Annotated in this window: 22 protein-coding genes; 8 read left to right on the top strand and 14 right to left on the bottom strand. The window is 32.3% G+C overall.

What is annotated here, in order from left to right; translation table 11 throughout:
- Nucleotides 1–81 precede the first annotated feature (81 nt).
- Nucleotides 82–1,743, top strand: coding sequence for an alkaline phosphatase PafA (gene pafA, locus OS191_RS14355; protein WP_267156404.1), 1,662 nt, complete (start codon nucleotides 82–84; stop codon nucleotides 1,741–1,743).
- 74 nt (nucleotides 1,744–1,817) lie between these two features.
- Here the strand turns inward: pafA and OS191_RS14350 are convergent, their stop codons facing one another.
- From OS191_RS14350 to rsfS, 6 genes are all read right to left on the bottom strand, one after another.
- A complete protein-coding gene (locus tag OS191_RS14350) occupies nucleotides 1,818–2,084 on the bottom strand; it encodes an acyl-CoA-binding protein (protein ID WP_267156403.1) in 267 nt (88 codons plus the stop codon).
- Nucleotides 2,084–2,734, bottom strand: coding sequence for a phosphatidylserine decarboxylase family protein (locus OS191_RS14345; protein ID WP_267156402.1), 651 nt, complete (start codon nucleotides 2,732–2,734; stop codon nucleotides 2,084–2,086). Before OS191_RS14345 ends, OS191_RS14350 begins: the two co-directional genes overlap by 1 nt.
- A complete protein-coding gene (locus tag OS191_RS14340; protein ID WP_267156401.1) occupies nucleotides 2,724–3,545 on the bottom strand; it encodes a phosphatidate cytidylyltransferase in 822 nt (273 codons plus the stop codon). The genes OS191_RS14345 and OS191_RS14340 overlap by 11 nt, the downstream gene beginning before the upstream one ends.
- 82 nt (nucleotides 3,546–3,627) lie before the next feature.
- Entirely contained in the window at nucleotides 3,628–4,236 is a 609-nt protein-coding gene (locus tag OS191_RS14335) for an LUD domain-containing protein (RefSeq protein WP_267156400.1), read from the bottom strand.
- A gap of 120 nt (nucleotides 4,237–4,356) precedes the next feature.
- Nucleotides 4,357–6,357 (bottom strand): ATP-dependent zinc metalloprotease FtsH, encoded by a 2,001-nt coding sequence (ftsH, locus tag OS191_RS14330; protein ID WP_267156399.1) that lies wholly within the window; start codon nucleotides 6,355–6,357, stop codon nucleotides 4,357–4,359.
- A 9-nt stretch (nucleotides 6,358–6,366) separates the two neighbouring features.
- Complete coding sequence (gene rsfS, locus OS191_RS14325; protein WP_267156398.1) at nucleotides 6,367–6,738, bottom strand: ribosome silencing factor; 372 nt, start codon at nucleotides 6,736–6,738, stop codon at nucleotides 6,367–6,369.
- Between the two features lie 94 nt (nucleotides 6,739–6,832).
- Between rsfS and OS191_RS14320 the strand changes: the two genes are divergently transcribed.
- Nucleotides 6,833–7,564: a biotin--[acetyl-CoA-carboxylase] ligase gene (locus OS191_RS14320; RefSeq protein ID WP_267156397.1), complete on the top strand. Its 732-nt coding sequence runs from the start codon at nucleotides 6,833–6,835 to the stop codon at nucleotides 7,562–7,564.
- On the opposite strand, the gene OS191_RS14315 is transcribed toward OS191_RS14320, so the two are convergent.
- Both OS191_RS14315 and pyrE read right to left on the bottom strand, forming a co-directional pair.
- Nucleotides 7,561–7,956: an SRPBCC family protein gene (locus OS191_RS14315; RefSeq protein WP_267156396.1), complete on the bottom strand. Its 396-nt coding sequence runs from the start codon at nucleotides 7,954–7,956 to the stop codon at nucleotides 7,561–7,563. The genes OS191_RS14320 and OS191_RS14315 overlap by 4 nt on opposite strands.
- A 24-nt stretch (nucleotides 7,957–7,980) precedes the next feature.
- Nucleotides 7,981–8,625 carry an orotate phosphoribosyltransferase gene (gene pyrE / locus OS191_RS14310; RefSeq protein ID WP_267156395.1) on the bottom strand — a complete coding sequence of 215 codons (645 nt, stop codon included), beginning with the start codon at nucleotides 8,623–8,625 and terminating at the stop codon, nucleotides 7,981–7,983.
- 126 nt (nucleotides 8,626–8,751) lie between these two features.
- On the opposite strand from pyrE, the gene OS191_RS14305 reads away from it, so the two are divergent.
- From OS191_RS14305 to OS191_RS14285, 5 genes are all read left to right on the top strand, one after another.
- The gene (locus OS191_RS14305; protein ID WP_267156394.1) at nucleotides 8,752–9,333 is read left to right on the top strand and encodes an NUDIX hydrolase; all 582 of its coding nucleotides are present in this window, start codon (nucleotides 8,752–8,754) and stop codon (nucleotides 9,331–9,333) included.
- 151 nt (nucleotides 9,334–9,484) lie between these two features.
- Entirely contained in the window at nucleotides 9,485–9,817 is a 333-nt protein-coding gene (locus OS191_RS14300) for a hypothetical protein (RefSeq protein ID WP_267156393.1), read from the top strand.
- A gap of 138 nt (nucleotides 9,818–9,955) precedes the next feature.
- Nucleotides 9,956–11,284 carry a signal recognition particle protein gene (ffh, locus tag OS191_RS14295; protein WP_267156392.1) on the top strand — a complete coding sequence of 443 codons (1,329 nt, stop codon included), beginning with the start codon at nucleotides 9,956–9,958 and terminating at the stop codon, nucleotides 11,282–11,284.
- 93 nt (nucleotides 11,285–11,377) lie between these two features.
- Nucleotides 11,378–11,749 carry a four helix bundle protein gene (locus OS191_RS14290; protein ID WP_267156391.1) on the top strand — a complete coding sequence of 124 codons (372 nt, stop codon included), beginning with the start codon at nucleotides 11,378–11,380 and terminating at the stop codon, nucleotides 11,747–11,749.
- Between the two features lie 85 nt (nucleotides 11,750–11,834).
- The gene (locus OS191_RS14285) at nucleotides 11,835–12,713 is read left to right on the top strand and encodes a bifunctional 5,10-methylenetetrahydrofolate dehydrogenase/5,10-methenyltetrahydrofolate cyclohydrolase (protein WP_267156390.1); all 879 of its coding nucleotides are present in this window, start codon (nucleotides 11,835–11,837) and stop codon (nucleotides 12,711–12,713) included.
- Nucleotides 12,714–12,736: 23 nt separating this feature from the next.
- On the opposite strand, the gene OS191_RS14280 is transcribed toward OS191_RS14285, so the two are convergent.
- Genes OS191_RS14280 through OS191_RS14255 form a run of 6 tightly spaced genes read right to left on the bottom strand, consistent with a single transcriptional unit; the run spans nucleotide 12,737 to nucleotide 17,315 of the window.
- A complete protein-coding gene (locus OS191_RS14280; RefSeq protein ID WP_416236426.1) occupies nucleotides 12,737–13,156 on the bottom strand; it encodes a VOC family protein in 420 nt (139 codons plus the stop codon).
- 2 nt (nucleotides 13,157–13,158) lie between these two features.
- On the bottom strand, nucleotides 13,159–13,920 hold the full coding sequence (gene rluF, locus OS191_RS14275) for a 23S rRNA pseudouridine(2604) synthase RluF (protein ID WP_267156389.1): 762 nt from the start codon (nucleotides 13,918–13,920) through the stop codon (nucleotides 13,159–13,161).
- Between the two features lie 18 nt (nucleotides 13,921–13,938).
- Nucleotides 13,939–14,766, bottom strand: a complete 828-nt coding sequence (locus tag OS191_RS14270) for an alpha/beta hydrolase (protein WP_267156388.1) — start codon at nucleotides 14,764–14,766, stop codon at nucleotides 13,939–13,941.
- Nucleotides 14,763–15,137, bottom strand: coding sequence for a cupin domain-containing protein (locus OS191_RS14265; RefSeq protein WP_267156387.1), 375 nt, complete (start codon nucleotides 15,135–15,137; stop codon nucleotides 14,763–14,765). The genes OS191_RS14270 and OS191_RS14265 overlap by 4 nt, the downstream gene beginning before the upstream one ends.
- A gap of 40 nt (nucleotides 15,138–15,177) precedes the next feature.
- On the bottom strand, nucleotides 15,178–15,729 hold the full coding sequence (locus OS191_RS14260) for a hypothetical protein (RefSeq protein WP_267156386.1): 552 nt from the start codon (nucleotides 15,727–15,729) through the stop codon (nucleotides 15,178–15,180).
- Nucleotides 15,730–15,776: 47 nt separating this feature from the next.
- Entirely contained in the window at nucleotides 15,777–17,315 is a 1,539-nt protein-coding gene (locus tag OS191_RS14255; protein ID WP_267156385.1) for a helicase HerA-like domain-containing protein, read from the bottom strand.
- 203 nt (nucleotides 17,316–17,518) lie between these two features.
- Between OS191_RS14255 and OS191_RS14250 the strand changes: the two genes are divergently transcribed.
- Nucleotides 17,519–18,151 carry a 7-carboxy-7-deazaguanine synthase QueE gene (locus OS191_RS14250; RefSeq protein WP_267156384.1) on the top strand — a complete coding sequence of 211 codons (633 nt, stop codon included), beginning with the start codon at nucleotides 17,519–17,521 and terminating at the stop codon, nucleotides 18,149–18,151.
- Nucleotides 18,152–18,233 lie beyond the last annotated feature (82 nt).

Here is an 18,233-nt window from a genome sequence, read left to right as displayed (position 1 = left end):
AAACTAAGACTTATTTAACCTTAATTTTAAATTATGATATTTTAAAATGCGTATTTTTGAACTTTAATAAGATTATTTATCATGAAAAAAAACCTTCTAGTTCTAAGCCTTTTAATGTTAACCGTTTCTTGTAAATCTCAAAACGAAACAGCTGTTTTAAATACAAAAGTTTCAGTTTCTCAAGAGAACCCAAAGTTAGTCATTGGAATTGTAGTTGACCAAATGCGTTACGATTATTTAACACGTTTTTATAACAAATTTGGTGAAGGTGGATTCAAACTCTTAATGAATGAAGGGTTTAATTGTAAAAACAATCATTACAATTATATCCCAACATATACTGGCCCAGGTCATGCCTCTGTTTATACGGGTACGACACCAAAATATCATGGTATTATTGCCAATTACTGGTATGATAAAGAAATTAAAGAGTCAGTTTATTGTGCAGGAGATGACACTGTAAGGTCTGTTGGTACAGAAGCTAACTCAGGTCAAATGTCGCCAAGCAGAATGAAAACAACATCATTTGCAGATGAAAATAGATTATTCACTCAAATGCGAGGAAAAACTATTGGAATTTCTATAAAAGATCGAGGTGCTATATTACCAGCAGGACATACAGCAAATGCAGCATACTGGTTTCAAGGAAAAGACGAAGGCAATTGGATAACAAGTTCTTTTTATAGAGACAATTTACCTAATTGGGTAACAAGCTTTAATACTTCAGAGGTTGCAGAGTCTTATTTAAAAATTTGGAATACCCTATATGATATAGATACGTACACAGAAAGTGGATCCGATTTAAATACATTTGAAGGAGGATTTAAAGGAAAAGAAACAGCTACTTTTCCGTATGATTTAAAAGCATTAAGTAAAGACAACAAAGGGTTTGATATATTAAAAGCGACTGCTTATGGAAATGCGTTAACCACAGATTTTGCCATTGCAGCAATTGATGGAGAACAATTAGGACAAGATGCTATTACAGATGTGCTTGCCGTTAGTTATTCTAGTACAGATTATGTAGGTCATAATTTTGGTGTAAACTCTAAAGAAGTTCAAGATACCTACATCCGTTTAGATAAAGATATTGAGCGATTAATTAATGCCCTTGATGCTAAAGTGGGAAAAGGTGAGTATACTTTGTTTTTAACTTCAGATCATGGAGCAATAGAGGTGCCTTCATATTTACAAAGTGTAGGTATACCTGCAGGTTATGTTGATAATAAAGCGAATAAAGAAAAATTTAAGGCCTTTATGGAAAAGACGTTTGGGGCTTCAGACTTGATAGAAAATGTCAGCAACAATCAACTATTTTTAAACAGAGAGAAGTTAGCATTATTAAATTTAGATTTAGAAGTTGTACAGAAAAAAATAGTTAATGAAATTATTAACTATCCTAATATTGATAAAGTGTACACTGCATCAGCCATGAGTTCTACTTCATTTTCTAATGGTATTGAGGAATTAATACAAAATGGTTTCAATCAAAAGCGTTCTGGAGATGTTATCGTAGTTAACGACCCTTCTTATATCTCTTACAGTAAAACAGGATCTACACATGGTTCTGGTTTAAATTATGATACACATGTGCCTCTTTTATTTTATGGAAAAGGAATCGTTAAGGGCAGTACATTTCAAAAAACAAAAATTGTAGATATTGCTCCAACAATCTCTGCTTTATTAGGAATTAGCTTTCCAAATGGCGCAACTGGACTACCATTAGAGTTTGTGTTGGAATAGTTTGTTGTAGGTGTTGGTTGTTAAGAAGTAAAATGCTTCATGAGGAATATTAAAACTTTGAATTTGAGTAAGTTTTATTTTCTATAAAGAAAATAATTATTTACAAGTGCTATATAAGTTTGTTTGGCTTCGTCTTGAGAAATATTTTGAATCTGAAACAAGGCATTCGTTTTAAAAGCAGTAATTAATGGTTTGCTACTACTGGGTCTGCTGTAATCGTTGGTTGCCTTTTTATAATACGCATATAGGCGCAACAAAAAGTCTGCAGGAAACGGTTCTGTATAATCGTTAATACGATCAACTGCCTCCATAAATTCGATATCTATTTCTTCTGAAGTCATTATTTTTCAGCAATGATGGTTTCTCCACCACGAACTTTTTGATTTAATTGTACTTTAATATTGGTATCTAAAGGTAAAAATAAATCTACTCTCGAACCAAATTTAATAAACCCAGAATCTTCCCCTTGTAATGCCGTATCATCTACTTTGGCATAATTTACAATACGCTTTGCTAAAGCACCAGCAATTTGTCTGTACAATACTTTGCCATAGGTTGGATTCTCTACAACTACGGTAGTACGTTCATTTTCTTCACTAGCTTTTGGATGCCATGCCACCAAGTATTTCCCTTTGTGATACTTACTAAATAGAATTTTTCCTCCAATAGGATAACGCGTAACATGCACATTTATTGGAGACATAAAAACACTAACTTGAAGTCGTTTTTCATTGAAATATTCTTTTTCAAATACCTCTTCGATTACAACAACCTTACCATCTACAGGAGATACAACAGTGTCGCTGTTTCTATGAGTTAAGCGTTTTGGATTTCTAAAAAATTGTAAAACAATAATTAGAAATGCTAAAAATACAATCATTAATAACGTACTTAACCAAGCAATAGTTACAAAACTATCAATAAGTAGAAATAAAGCAACAACTATAACAAGTGTTACTAAAATGATTTTATGACCTTCTTTATGAAACATAATTTATAATGCGTAAAAATAAATATATAAAAGGAGCAGCAAAAATAATGCTATCAAACCTATCTAATAATCCACCATGTCCTGGCATAATAATACCACTATCCTTAACATTGGCTTGGCGTTTAAATTTGGACTCTATCAAATCGCCAAGAGTACCAAAAACACTAATAATAATACTTAATATTAGCCAATGGTTAAAACTTAAGGTTTCTGTAAAGGTAGCAATAAAATAACTTGCAATACTAGCAAAAAATAATCCTCCTAAAAACCCTTCAACAGTTTTTTTAGGCGAAATGCTTGGAAACAGTTTTTGTTTTCCAAAATTCTTTCCAACTAAGTAAGCAAAGGTGTCATTAGTCCAGACTAATATAAAGGATCCTAAGATGATTAATGGGCTAAATGTTTCGTGATAATTTGCAATTAATACTAAGAAAACAAAACCACTAGAGAGATAAAAAGTAGTGATGGTTATTTTTTTAGTAATGAATAGAGGAATGTTTTTTTCGGTAAATAAATCTTTTATTAAAAATAACTGAACAAATATGGTTATTACTTGAAGAATTTGAGTGGCTTCAGATAAGCCTTTACTCGATTTCATTACAAATTGCCAGTAACCAAAAACACCAAATAATAGAGTAAATACAATAAAAGGAAAAAAAGATTTATATGCGATTAACTTTTTTAATTCTGCTAAACAAATTATCCCAAATAGGAAAAACAACAGTATAAACACATGTTTGTTGTAAAGCGAAAAAACCAATAAAGAAACATATAAAAGACCAGAAAAGGATCTTACGAGAATTTCTTTCATGCAATCGTATTTGTTTTCTATCTAAAAATGAATCATGCATTAATTAGCATGTATTTAGATTAGAGATGGTTTGTTGGTTAAACTATAAATCTTCTAATAGTAGCAAATATAAATTTTTTGAACTACTTCCATAAGACAAAAAGTCTTTTTCTTCTGAAGATTTAAAGTGTTTAATGGTTGTAATGTTTGTGGGGATTTGTTTTTTGTTTTTTGACTTAATGCCTTTAAGGCCTTCTCCAATATTTTCTACTATTTGACTGGTTGTTGCAAAAACAATAAAGTTTTCAGGCAATTCTTTCAATCTTTTTTCAGCTATTTGGCTAGACGAAATTAATAAAGAACCATCGTCTGCAATTAAATTTTCACAAGTAGTTAAAAAATATGCAGCTTCTTGATTATATGAGGAGATAGATAAATTAAAATCTTTAAAACGATCTTTTAGGTTATTGTCAAAAACGAGTACTTTCTTATCTTCCCAATTGTTTTCTTCAATAATATTATTTAAAGAATTATATATTTCATCTAAATTTTCGCAATATAAGAACTTGCCACCATTAGCTTTAAAGTTTATTGTAAACCTTTCATCTACGGGAAGTTTTATTTCCGGCATATATTTGCCTCTCACATTTGACTTTAATTCTTCTTCTGATTTTTCAGATTTGGAACCAAAAATTTTTCTAAAAAGACTCATTTAAGTTTTAGCTATTAATCTAAGCATAGTAGGCTATTATTCAAATATAAAAAATCTTAAATTAACCATAGGGTCAATTTAAGATTTTTACTTAACCTTAACAAAATTATAAGAGAAATTTTATTCTTCTTCAGTTTTGTCAAGTTCCTTTTTTTCTTCTACTTCTTCCTTTTTCTCAGCAACAACTTTATCTGCAACAAGTTCTTCCTTTTCAAAAGGACGTTTACCAAATATTTTCTCTAAATTATCTTTAAAAATAACTTCTTTTTCAAGTAGTACTTCAGCAAGTTCTGTTAATTTATCTCTGTTTTCTTCAAGAAGTTTAACAGCTCTTTGATATTGCTCTTCAATAATATCTGAGATTTCTTTGTCAATTAATTCGGCAGTTTTCTCACTATAAGGTTTTGTAAAACCATATTCGTTTTGTCCTGAAGAATCGTAATAGGTTAAGTTTCCAACTTTTTCACTTAAGCCATAGATGGTTACCATAGCTCTAGCTTGTTTGGTTACTTTCTCTAAGTCACTTAAAGCTCCTGTAGAAATTCTATTAAAAACAACTTTTTCAGCAGCACGACCACCTAAAGCCGCACACATTTCGTCTAGCATTTGTTCTGGATGAACAATCAAGCGCTCCTCTGGTAAATACCAAGCAGCTCCTAAAGAACGTCCACGAGGAACAATTGTAACTTTTACTAATGGGGCAGCGTGTTCCAGCATCCAACTTACTGTAGCATGACCCGCTTCGTGGTAAGCAATAGCTTTCTTTTCAGCAACAGTCATGATTTTATTTTTCTTTTCTAAACCACCTATAATTCTATCTACAGCATCCAAGAAATCTTGCTTGTCTACAGATTTTTTTCCTTGTCTGGCAGCAATTAAAGCGGCTTCGTTACAAACGTTTGCAATATCTGCTCCAGAAAACCCAGGGGTTTGTCTCGCTAAGAAATCAATATCTAAATCTTCAGCTTTTTTAAGAGGTCTTAAGTGAACTTCAAAAATTTCCTTACGTTCTCTAATGTCTGGAAGATCGACAAAAATCTGTCTGTCAAAACGTCCAGCACGCATTAAAGCTTTATCTAAAACATCTGCTCTGTTGGTTGCAGCCAAAACAATCACGTTGGTGTTGGTTCCAAAACCATCCATCTCTGTTAAAAGTTGGTTTAGCGTATTCTCTCTTTCATCATTAGAGCCAGACATATTGTTTTTTCCTCTAGCACGACCAATAGCATCTATCTCATCAATAAAGATAATGGCTGGCGATTTTTCTTTAGCTTGTTTAAAAAGGTCTCTTACTCGAGACGCACCAACTCCAACAAACATTTCAACAAAATCTGAACCAGACAAAGAGAAGAAAGGTACTTTAGCTTCTCCTGCAACAGCTTTTGCTAATAAGGTTTTACCAGTTCCTGGAGCACCAACCAATAAGGCTCCTTTTGGAATTTTACCTCCTAAAGAGGTGTATTTTTCAGGATTTTTAAGAAAGTCTACAATTTCTTGTACTTCTTCTTTAGCGCCTTCCAGTCCTGCTACATCTTTAAAAGATGTTTTTACTTCGGTGTTTTCATCAAATAATTTTGCACGAGATTTACCAATATTGAATATTTGACCACCGCCACCTCCAGCTCCACCTGATGACATGCGACGCATAATAAATATCCAAACACCTATTAATAGTATGAAAGGAAGTAAGCCAATGATGAAATCTCCCCAAAGGTTTTGTTCGGTTTTATACTCGATTTTAGGTTTAGGATCTAATTGCTCTTCGGCTATAGCTTTAGAGATGTCATCTTCAAAATTTTGAAGATCTCCAAACTCAAATTTATAATTTGGTAATTGTGTAGCAGAAGGTAATAGGGAAGTAGGTTTCGATTTTTTATGAACCTCTTTTTGTTCAGCTTCGGTAGTTAAATATACTTTTGCTTCGCGCCTATTTACAATCTCTACTTTTTCTATATCACCATCTTTTAAATATGTCATAAATTGTGAAGGTGTAGTCAAGCTTGCATCTTGAAAACTACTTCCACTAAATAATTGCATAGCTAAAAATATGACGATGATGATACCATAAATCCAGTAAGGACTGAATTTTGGTTTTTTAGGATTTATTTTTTTATTTGCCATTAATCTTTTTTAATATTTTGTTTCAATAACAGTTGTTTTTGCATCTCCCCAAAGGCTTTCAATGTCGTAATACTCTCTGATGTGTTTTTGGAAGACATGAACAACAACGTTAACATAATCCATTAAAACCCATTCAGCATTATCTTGTCCTTCAATATGCCAAGGTTTGTCTTTTAATTCTTTACTTACTTTTTTCTGTATGGAATTTACTATGGCATTAACTTGTGTGTTAGATTTACCTTCGCAAATAATAAAGTAGTCGCAAACTGTGTTATCAATTTCTCTTAAATCGAGAATATTGACTTCTTCTCCTTTTACATCTTCAATTCCAGTTAAGATATTTGCTATTAGCAAGTCTGCGTTAGATTCTTTTTTCGCCATTAATGATTTTTAATTTGTGCAAAGTTATTATTTTTTAGTTCTTTATACTTTAAAATTTTCATAAGATTTTTCAGTACGAATATAACCATTTATTATGCGTATAATCAAACTTAATGCCATCGATTCAACAAATAGCTATTTAAAGCAATTAAGTGTTGATGAGACTTTAGCTGACAATACCATTGTGGTTGCAAATTATCAAACTAAGGGACGAGGGCAAATGGGAACTACTTGGGTTTCTGATGATTCTAAAAACCTTATGTTTAGCGTGTTGAAAGATGTTTCTTGGCTTCAAGCCGATAAGAGTTTTTATATAAGTATATCTGTATCTTTGGCTTTAATTAAAGCTTTAGAGCAGTTTTATATTCCAAAACTAAGTATTAAGTGGCCTAACGACATTTTGTCAGAAAATACGAAGATATGTGGCGTTTTAATTGAAAATGTCATAAAACAAAATCAATTGAACAGTACGATTATTGGTATTGGCTTAAATGTAAATCAAACAAATTTTTCCAATTTACCAAAAGCCTCGTCTTTGCGTTTAATTTCTGGTCAAGTTTTTAGTTTGGATGAAGTTATGTTGGCCATTATTCAAAATATTGAATATTATTTTACCTTGCTAAAAGATGAAAAATACCAGGAATTAAAAGATGTTTACCAAAACCTACTGTTTAGAAAAGACAAACCTTCAACATTTACAAATGCTGAAGGTTTGATGTTTTCTGGTTTTATTAAATCGGTTTCAAATTCTGGAAGCCTTCAAGTGTTGTTGGAAGACGACATTATAAAAGAATTCGATTTAAAAGAAATTAGTCTGTTATATTAGATAGATGCAGGAATATTGCTAGCCAGAGTCTCAATAAATTTTGAGATTGGACCTTTAATCATCATGGCCATCATGGCATTGAATTCGCCATCAAAAAGTAATTGTACATCACTTTTTTCTGCATCGATTTCAGTAATAATTCCTGTTAAGGAAAAATCTATTTTTCCACCTGCAGCACCTAAAACAATTTTGTTTGGAGATATTAATTCTTTTTTCTTAAGAACTATTTCAGGCATACCTTTTAATGCAAATAAAAATTTATCATCGCTTAAAACTTCAAACTTACTAATGTTTTCGGGCATTAATTTTTCGAAATTTTTTATTTCAGATAAAAAATTAAAAACGTCTTCTGTCGGTTTATTAACTGTAACTTTTGGTGATTCTAAATTCATGTTGTGTTGTGTTTTTAAACAATATCAATTATTGTTCCATTCGCTAGGATTGGCATTCCAGTCTGATAAAGTTTGTAATTCTTTTTGTGTAATATAATTAGTTTCTAAAGCCTCTTCCAATAAACTTTCGTAATTGCTTAAGGTATGAAGCAAGATATTTTCAGATTCAAAATTTTTAACTGACACATCAAAACCATATGAAAAAATAGCAATCATGCCTTTTACATTTAAATTGGCTTCTTTTAATGCTTTAACAGCATTCAAACTACTGTTTCCTGTGCTAATTAAATCCTCAATTACCACCACATTTTGTCCGCTTTCAGCATGACCTTCAATTTGGTTTTTTCTTCCATGAGATTTTGCTTCAGGACGTACATATATAAAAGGAACTCCTAAATATTCAGCAACCAACATACCAATGCCAATGGCACCAGTTGCAACTCCAGCTATAACATCAGGTTTGCCAAATTGTTTTTCAATATGCTTGGCCATGGTTTCACGAATATAATTACGAATGGTTGGATAAGACAATATAATTCTATTATCGCAATATATTGGCGATTTCCATCCTGAAGCCCAAGTAAATGGTTCGCTTGGACTTAATTTAATAGCGTTTATCTGCAATAAAACTTCTGCTGTTTTCCTTGCGGTATGTTTGTTAAAAATCATAGCTGCAAAATTACACTATTTTAATTAATTTTTAAATTTGAATATGTATTTATAATTACTTATGAAATCTATTGTTTTCAACTAAAAGTTTTTATTTTTACATTTCATAATTGCTTTAAACACATTATGCATAAAGTCTTTGTAAACGACAAGCCTATCATTTTAACAACTAAAGTTGAAAAAGAAGAAGGGTTTAAAAATTATTCCTTAAAAACGGTTAACCTAAATAAGGTTGTTAAGGAGTTGAATAAAACACCCTTAAAAGAGGTTAGATTAATTCATAAAAACGAAGAGAAACTCTTAAAAAAATTTTTAAAAAAACTACCTAATGTCATTGCAGGTGGAGGAAAAGTCTATAATGATAAAAATGAAATTCTTTTTATTTTTAGAAATGATAAGTGGGATTTACCAAAGGGTAAAACCGAAAAAAAAGAGTCTATTGAGAAAACAGCTATTAGAGAAGTAGAAGAGGAAACAGGGGTAAAAAACCTCGAAATAGTTAAACCACTAGATACAACCTATCATATTTTTAAACGAAATGGTAGGAATAAAATTAAGGTTACCCATTGGTTTGAAATGAAAACAATGTATCATGGTAAGTTGGAGCCTCAGGAAAATGAAGGGATTACAAAGGTAGTCTGGTTGGATAAGGAGCAAGCTAATAAAGCTCTTGAAAATTCTTATGCCAATATTAGATCTCTTATTTAATACTGCGAATTCTTAAAAATTATAATATATTCCTGTCAAAACTATTTAGTGTTTTATTGGATATGAAATGATTCCACAATTAGTTGTTATATTTATATCATAAAACACTCCGGAAAAATTACATGTTGCTTTAAAATCATTTTCCAACGATATGCGTTATTTGTTTTATAGTCTCAATGAGCAAATAGTTTTTGTTAGTGAACGTATGTTACTTGAACGTCAGGCCATCGATACCATTATTAGACGTGAACGTATTGCTTTAGATAGTATTATTTTAAGAGAACGAAAAGCAGTAGCCATTGAGGCTGCTGATATTTCAGTTCGTGTGGTGGATGAAGCCATGGTTTATATTAAAGATTTAACAGGAACACTATTGCTTTACTTCGTATTACTTTTTACTATCCTTTTATTTTTACCATTTCTTTTGGGATATTTTGTTGGAAAAATTCACCAGAAAAATAAACATCATGAGAAAAAAGAATAATCCTCAAAAATATTCCAATCACAAACACATTTCTGAGTTAATTAGAAAATGTCATTAAAGTTTTGTTTTAATCTAACCTAAACTTTAAATATACGCATGAAATTGCTATTTTTGTGCTCTTAAAATGGATAGAAGATTATGTTTAATAATTTAAGCGAAAAATTAGATAAAGCCTTACACGTATTAAAAGGTCACGGAAGCATTACGGAAGTAAACGTTGCCGAAACCTTAAAAGAAGTTCGTAGAGCGCTTTTAGATGCCGATGTTAACTTTAAAATTGCTAAAGATTTTACCGTTCGTGTAAAAGAAAAAGCTTTAGGACAAAACGTATTAACGACGCTTCAGCCAGGTCAGTTAATGGTTAAAATCGTAAAAGACGAATTAACCGAATTAATGGGTGGAGATGCAGAAGGCCTCAATTTATCTGAAAATCCAAGCATTATTTTAATGTCTGGTTTGCAGGGGTCGGGTAAGACAACCTTCTCTGGTAAATTAGCAAACTTCCTTAAAAATAAAAAAACAAAGAAACCTTTATTAGTTGCCTGTGATGTTTATCGTCCAGCCGCAATAGACCAATTACATGTCGTTGGAGAACAAATTAATGTCGAGGTTTTTAGCGATAAAGGCAATAACGATCCTGTTGCTATTGCAAAAGCGGGTGTAGCTCATGCTAAAGCTAACGGTTTCAATGTAGTGATTATAGATACTGCCGGACGTTTGGCTGTAGATGAGGCCATGATGACCGAAATCTCGAACATCCATAAAGCCATTCAGCCACAAGAAACATTATTTGTAGTAGATTCTATGACAGGGCAAGATGCTGTAAATACCGCAAAAGCCTTTAACGATGTCTTGAATTTTGACGGGGTAATTCTTACCAAATTAGATGGTGATACTCGTGGAGGAGCAGCTATTTCTATTAAATCTGTTGTTAATAAACCTATTAAGTTTATTGGTACCGGTGAAAAAATGGAAGCTATTGATGTGTTCTACCCATCTCGTATGGCAGACAGAATTCTTGGAATGGGAGACGTTGTGTCTCTTGTAGAAAGAGCTCAAGAACAATACGATGAAGAAGAGGCTAGAAAAATTCAGAAGAAAATTGCGAAGAACCAATTTGGTTTTGACGACTTCTTAAAGCAGATTCAGCAAATCAAGAAAATGGGGAACATGAAAGACCTTATTGGAATGATTCCTGGAGCTGGAAAAATGATGAAAGATATCGATATAGACGACGATGCTTTTAAAGGTATTGAAGCCATTATTCATTCCATGACACCTTTAGAGCGTTCAAATCCGTCTGTTATAAATGCGAGTAGAAAAAAACGTATTGGTAAAGGTTCTGGAACATCAGTTCAGGAGGTAAATCAGTTGTTAAAGCAATTCGACCAAATGAGCAAAATGATGAAAATGATGCAAGGTGGAAAAGGAAAAGCCATGATGCAGGCTATGAAGGGGATGAAATAACAAGTTTTCAGTCTCAGTCTCAGTCTCAGTCTCAGTTTGCAGTCTCAGTTTTTAGTGTTTAGTTTTAAGTAATGACATTTAGAAAAAGATAAAATGGATTTCAAAAAATTAATAGCATATCAGAAAGCATTTGATTTGGCGATGTCTATTTTTGAAATTTCAAAATCATTTCCAAAAGAAGAAACGTATTCTCTTACGGATCAGATAAGAAGAAGCTCTCGTTCAGTAAATGCTAATTTGGCTGAAGCATATAGAAAACGAGTATATCCGAAGCATTTTACTAGTAAATTAACGGATGCTGATGGTGAGAATTCTGAGACAAATACATGGATAGATTTCGCTCTAGCCTGTAAATATATTTCAAGCGAACAACACACAAGTTTATCAAATAAAGGAATTGAAGTTGGTAAATTAATAAATTATATGATAAACAATCCAGAGAAGTTTGGAGTGAAAGTAGAATAACTTAATCTTTTTACTGAAAACTATAAACGCATAAGCGACAGAGTAAGTCTGTAAACTGTGACTATGACTGAAAACTATTTTAACTATGACAATTTTAGACGGAAAAAAAGTAAGCAACGATATTAAAAATGAAATTGCTGAAGAGGTAAAAAAAATGAAGGCTTTAGGAGAAAAAGTACCTCATTTAGCTGCTGTAATTGTTGGAAACGATGGCGCTAGTTTAACCTATGTTGGCAGTAAAGTGAAAGCTTGCGAACGTGTGGGTTTTGAATCTACCATGATTAGAATGTCTAATACCACAAGTGAAATTGAATTATTAGATAAAATTGAAGAACTAAATCTAAATGATGATATAGATGGATTTATTATTCAATTACCACTTCCAAAGCAAATAGATACTCAAAAAGTATTAATGTCTGTAGATCCAGATAAAGATGTGGATGGTTTTCACCCAATGAATTTTGGAAAAATGGCCCTCGACATGTCCACATTTATTCCTGCAACACCTTTTGGAATTCTTGAATTATTAGATAGGTATAATGTGGAAACCAAAGGAAAACATACGGTTGTTATTGGCCGTTCGCATATTGTTGGTCGTCCTATGAGTATCTTAATGGGAAGAAAAGGGTTTCCTGGAAATTCTACAGTAACCATTACTCATAGTCACACAAAAAACATCACTCAAATTACCTCTCAAGCAGATATTATTATTTCAGCCCTAGGAGTTCCTAATTTCTTAAAAGCCGAAATGGTTAAAGATGATGTGGTTATTATTGATGTTGGAATTACTCGTGTTGTTGATGAAACTTCACCAAAAGGATATGTGATTACAGGCGACGTTGATTTTGAGAACGTGAGTAAAAAAGCTAGTTTTATTACTCCTGTTCCTGGAGGTGTTGGGCCAATGACTATTGCCATGTTATTAAAAAACACCTTATTAGCTAGAGAGTTGCGCCACAAATAGCAATAAGAAAAAGTATTTCTAGCTTATTTAGCAAACAGCTGATTCATGTCTTTAAAAGCTTTAAATTCTAAGGCATTTCCAGCTGGATCTAAAAAGAACATGGTAGTTTGTTCTCCAATTTCCCCTTCAAAACGAATATAAGGAGCAATTATAAAATCGATGCCTTTTTGTTTTAAGTCTTCAGCAAAACTTTGAAATACATCCCAAGCCAAAACTACGCCATAATGTGGAACTGGCACATGTTTCCCATCAACAGGATTTGTATGCAAATCGGTTTCCTCAGATTTTGGTTTATAATGAATAACCAATTGATGTCCGAAAAAATTAAAATCTACCCAATGGTTGCTACTTCTGCCTTCTTCGCAATTTAAAACCTCACGATAAAATATTCTGCAAGTTTCTAAATTATGAACAGGAATGGCAATATGAAAAGGAGACAGCATGTTTATGGCTTGTTTTTTCTAACAACTTTAGGTTTTAGATTGAATTGTTTTGAAGAATCCTCTAACAATTTAGATAAATTCTTAAATTCAGAATCTGTTAATTCTCTGTATTCTCCTAAAGGCATATCGAGTTTAATATTCATAATTCGCACCCGTTTAAGTGTTTGTACCTCATAATTTAAATATTCGCACATACGACGAATTTGTCTATTTAAACCTTGAGTAAGAATAATTCTAAATTCGTAAGTTCCTAGTTTTTCAACTTCACATTTTTTTGTAATGGTATCTAAAATGGGCACGCCTTCAGACATGTGTTTTAAAAAGGTTTGAGAAATGGGCTTATCGACCGTCACAATATATTCTTTGTCATGATTGTTGTTAGCTCGAAGTATTTTATTAACAATGTCTCCATCGTCAGTTAATAGAATCAAACCTTCGCTGGGTTTGTCTAACCTGCCAATAGGAAAAATACGTTTTGGATATTTTATATAATCGATAATGTTGTCTTTTTCAACACGAGTATCTGTTGTGCAAACAATACCAATTGGTTTGTTGAAAGCTAAATAAACAAATTCTTCTTTGGTGTTTTTTATTAGTTCTCCATCAACATGTACCACGTCTGTTGGGCTTATTTTTGTTCCCATTTCAGGAACTTCACCATTTATAGTGACACGCCCAGCATCTATAAGTTTATCTGCTTCACGACGCGAACAATATCCAACTTCACTTAAAAACTTATTTATTCGTTTTAAATTTTCTTCCATAGGGCAAAGATAGTAACTTTAGTTGTCTATAAAATCGTAAATATAATTTGAAACTTCGTCTGTAGCTAGAGAGTGACCATAACCTTCAGTAGAAATCAATACACTGTTTTTATACTTGGTTTTAATAAGCAATGCATCGTTATAGGGAATAATGTTGTCCTTTTTATCGTGAATTATCAACCCTTTTGAGGTGATATGTTCTGAGTAATTAGCTGTTGAAAAGGCTTCAGGGAGCTCGCCATAACGCACTTTAATAATTAAATTAAGATTTTTTTTAACACGATTACTATAACTAAGCATGTCTGTATATCTTTTTAAAACATCACTAAATTCTGAAGGAGCGCCTAAAAGAATCATTTTTTCAATAGACTCTTTTTGATATTTGTATTGATAATAAGCAGAAGCCATGCCTCCAACAGAATGACCAATAATGATGTTTGGTTGAAAACGCTCGGCCACCACTTTTATAAATTCAGAATAAATAATCGCGTTAAACCTATTGCTTCCAGAACGGCCATGTGCTGGAGCATCTAAAGCCACGACACTAAAACCTTTTTTCTTTAAATTTGTAATCAATTCTTTCCATCTAGCGGAATTGCTTTCCCAGCCATGAGCTAATAAAATGGTTCCTTTGTCTCCTAGCCAGCGATAGGTCATGATGGGCATGTTGTTAAATGTGAGTTCTTCTCTAAAAGCCGTATCTAAAAAATCGGATTGTTTTTCGTCTGGTTTTCCTTTTAATGGTTTTGTAAATAAAAACAAAGCCATTCTTGCAGCCAATTTTGGAAAAAATATGCCAATTATATTTATAAAGAAACCAATGAATTTCTGCAGGATTATTTTCATTCACCTTCTCTATTTACAAGGTTTATAGAAAAGGCTGGTAAGCAGATAGCAAGATATACGCAAGGTTCTGTAAATGGATTTGAATATTGTACTCTAGTGTTTTTCTCTATCTTAATAGATTGCCCAGCTTCCAAAACAATTTCTTCTCCATCAATTATAAATTGTTTTTTGCCTTTTATTATAAAGGTGTATTCTTCAAACTCTGGAGTTTGAAAAGGCTCGCTCCAACCTGCTGGAGCCACCATGTGAGCAATGCTAATTTGTGAGTTTCCTTGAGAAGCATTGCCAAAATGTTCCTTTATAACCTTGCCATCTGTTGTAGGTATTACAAATGGTGCGTCTTGAATGATATATTTTTTCTTTTTTTGCATGTTTTTTTATTTCTTGCGTGACTGCCGCTAACTGCAGAATCTACCAACCAATCATAAAATATTTAATTTTTGCTTTTCCTGGAATTTGTACAGCTTCAATTTTAGCACTGGTGTCAAATTGTAATTCGCCAGGTAATTCGCTTTTAGCTATTGTAAAAAAAGCATTGATCTCATTAACAAAAACGACAATATTTTTAAGCGTATTTTGAATGCTTGAAATTTTATAATTTTTCTCAATATCTGCAAAAGTACTTAGGGTAGAAATACCTTTGTCTGTCTTAAATCTAGCATCTAGGATTTTTATTGTTTCAAGGGTAGACGTAGAATCTTGGACAACCTTTGGTGTCAATGTAAGTAATTTGTTTCCTTGTTTATCAAAAATATCAATATCGGTCCGGTTAAAGGTGAATTCGTTATCCAATCGTCTTTCTACAACGGAATCGTTTGCAAAAATAGATTTTAATTCTTTTACTTGGGTAGAATCTGTTAGTAAGCCAATGTGGTGTTTACTTATTTGAAAAGGGTTTTGCTCTTTTTTACAACCAACAAATAAAAGGGAGACAATGGCTAAGCCTAAAATGTTTTTTTTCATATAAAAATAGGTAAATTTTAAATTGCTTTAAGGGTTAAGTTTGATGTTTATTTTTTCATAACTTTGGTTAATATTCCAAAGACACTTCTAATAAAAGTAGCACTTGTAAGCACTTTTACTATGGGGTTCATTCTGGTACTTTTTCTAGTGGATGAACTTCTGCTTTTTGATTCAGCTTTTTCTAGTGCTTCTTTTTCTTTTTTTGCTTTTTCTTTTAATTCTTCAGCTTCGGCTTGTTCAATTTTTTCATTGAGCATTTCGTAAGCACTTTCTCTGTCAACTTCTTCATTATATTTTTTTACTAGTTTAGAATTATCTAATAAATAATTTAGTTCAGAATCGGTTAGAATATCCATTCTACTCATTGGTGCACGCATCATGGTTGCAGCCAATGGTGTTGGTCTTCCTTTTTCGTTTAAAGCAGAAACCAATGCTTCTCCTGTGCCTAAAGAGGTAAGAACGCTGGCGGTATCATAATATTCTGTGTCTGGATAATTTTGTGCTGTAAGTTTTATGGCTTTTCTGTCTTTAGCAGTAAAAGCTCTTAACGCGTGTTGTACTTTTAAACCTAGCTGACTTAAAACTGCTTCAGGAACATCGGTTGGGTTTTGAGTTACAAAATACAAGCCAACACCTTTACTTCTAATAAGTTTTACAATGCTTTCAATCTGATTTAAAAGCGCTTTGGAAGCTTCGTTAAATATTAAATGAGCTTCATCTATAAACATGATAAGTTCTGGCCTTCCAGTATCTCCTTGCTCTGGAAATGTGGAGTAAATTTCGGCTAACAAACTCAACATGAAGGTTGAAAATAATTTTGGTTTGTCTTGAATGTCTGTTAAACGAATAATGTTTATGTAGCCTCTTCCATTGTCGTCAACTCTTAATAGATCTTGAGGATCGAAAGACTTTTCACCAAAAAACAAATCGCCTCCTTGTTGTTCAATTTCTACAATTTTTCTTAAGATTGCTCCAGTGGAAGCTGTTGAGATTCGACCATAGGCCTCTTCAAATTCTTCTTTTCCTTCGTTAGTAGCATATTGAAGAATTTTTTTAAAATCTTTTAAATCTAATAAAGGGTATTTATTGTCATCACAATATTTAAAAATTACAGAAATAATACCTGCCTGCGTTTCAGTAACATCTAAAATTCTAGAAATTAACACAGGTCCAAACTCACTAATAGTAGCTCGAAGTCTCACACCATTTTGTGCAGAAAGTGTTAGAATTTCAACCGGAAATCCTTTGGCTTCAAATGGTAAACCTATTTGCTCATGACGTTCGTCTATTTTTGCATGTCCAGGACTTGGTTTTGCCAAACCACTTAAATCGCCTTTAATGTCCATGAGAATTACGGGAACACCTTTTTCGCTTAGGTTTTCAGCAATTACTTGTAAGGTTTTTGTTTTACCCGTTCCGGTAGCGCCAGCAATTAAGCCATGTCTATTCATGGTTTTTAAAGGCACATTTACAAAAGCATCTTTTACGGTTTTACCATCCAGCATGGCTGCACCTAGGGTGATAAATTCGCCTTTGTTTGTATTTCCTTCTTCAATATGATTAAAGAACGCTTCCTGTTTATTCATGTTTTAAAAATTTTTATAAAAATACTAATCTTTAGTCTAAACCTTAGAAAAAAATCTTTCAACTTTTCAACTAAAATTTTTTCAAGTATATATCATATTAAAACTTTTAGTTTTCAATTATAATGAATGATATGAGAAATTTTAACTTTAAATACTTTAAGCACTTAATGCTTTAAATACTTAAATAACTATCTTTGCAGGCTATGACAAGAAGTGAAAGACAAGAGTTAATAGATAAAGGGTTGTTGTTACCTTTAATGGAAGAGTTTTACACCATTCAAGGAGAAGGTTTTCATAAGGGGACAGCTGCTTATTTTGTTAGAATTGGTGGTTGCGATGTTGGTTGCCATTGGTGCGATGTAAAAGAAAGTTGGTTGGCAGAATTACATCCTCCAACCGAAGTTGAAAAGATTGTAGAAAATGCAGCTACTTACAGTAAAACCATTGTAGTTACTGGAGGAGAGCCATTAACTTGGGATATGGGGCCATTGACAACGCAATTAAAAGAAAAAAAATTACAAACTCATATAGAAACTTCTGGAGCTTATAAGTTAACGGGGGTTTGGGATTGGATTTGTTTATCGCCAAAAAAACTAAAGCTTCCAACTGAAGAAATCTATCAGAAAGCTCATGAGCTTAAAATGATTATTTTCAATAAAAGCGATTTTAAATTTGCCGAAGAACAAGCTGCTAAAGTAAATAAAGATTGCATCTTATATTTACAACCAGAGTGGAGTAAGCGCGATAAAATGGTTCCTGAAATTGTGGATTATGTTATGGCTAATCCGAAATGGAAAGTGTCTCTGCAAACTCATAAATACTTAAATATTCCTTAAATAGGCATTAGATTTAGGTTTTAAAAACACACACGAATACTTATAAAAAAAATGTTCCAAGAGTTTATTCTTGGAACATTTT

It is taken from the genome of Xanthomarina sp. F2636L (assembly GCF_026410195.1).
GTDB lineage: Bacteria > Bacteroidota > Bacteroidia > Flavobacteriales > Flavobacteriaceae > Xanthomarina.
The sequence above is the reverse complement of the archived record's forward strand: the minus strand, read 5'-3'. Positions and strand labels throughout refer to the sequence as shown.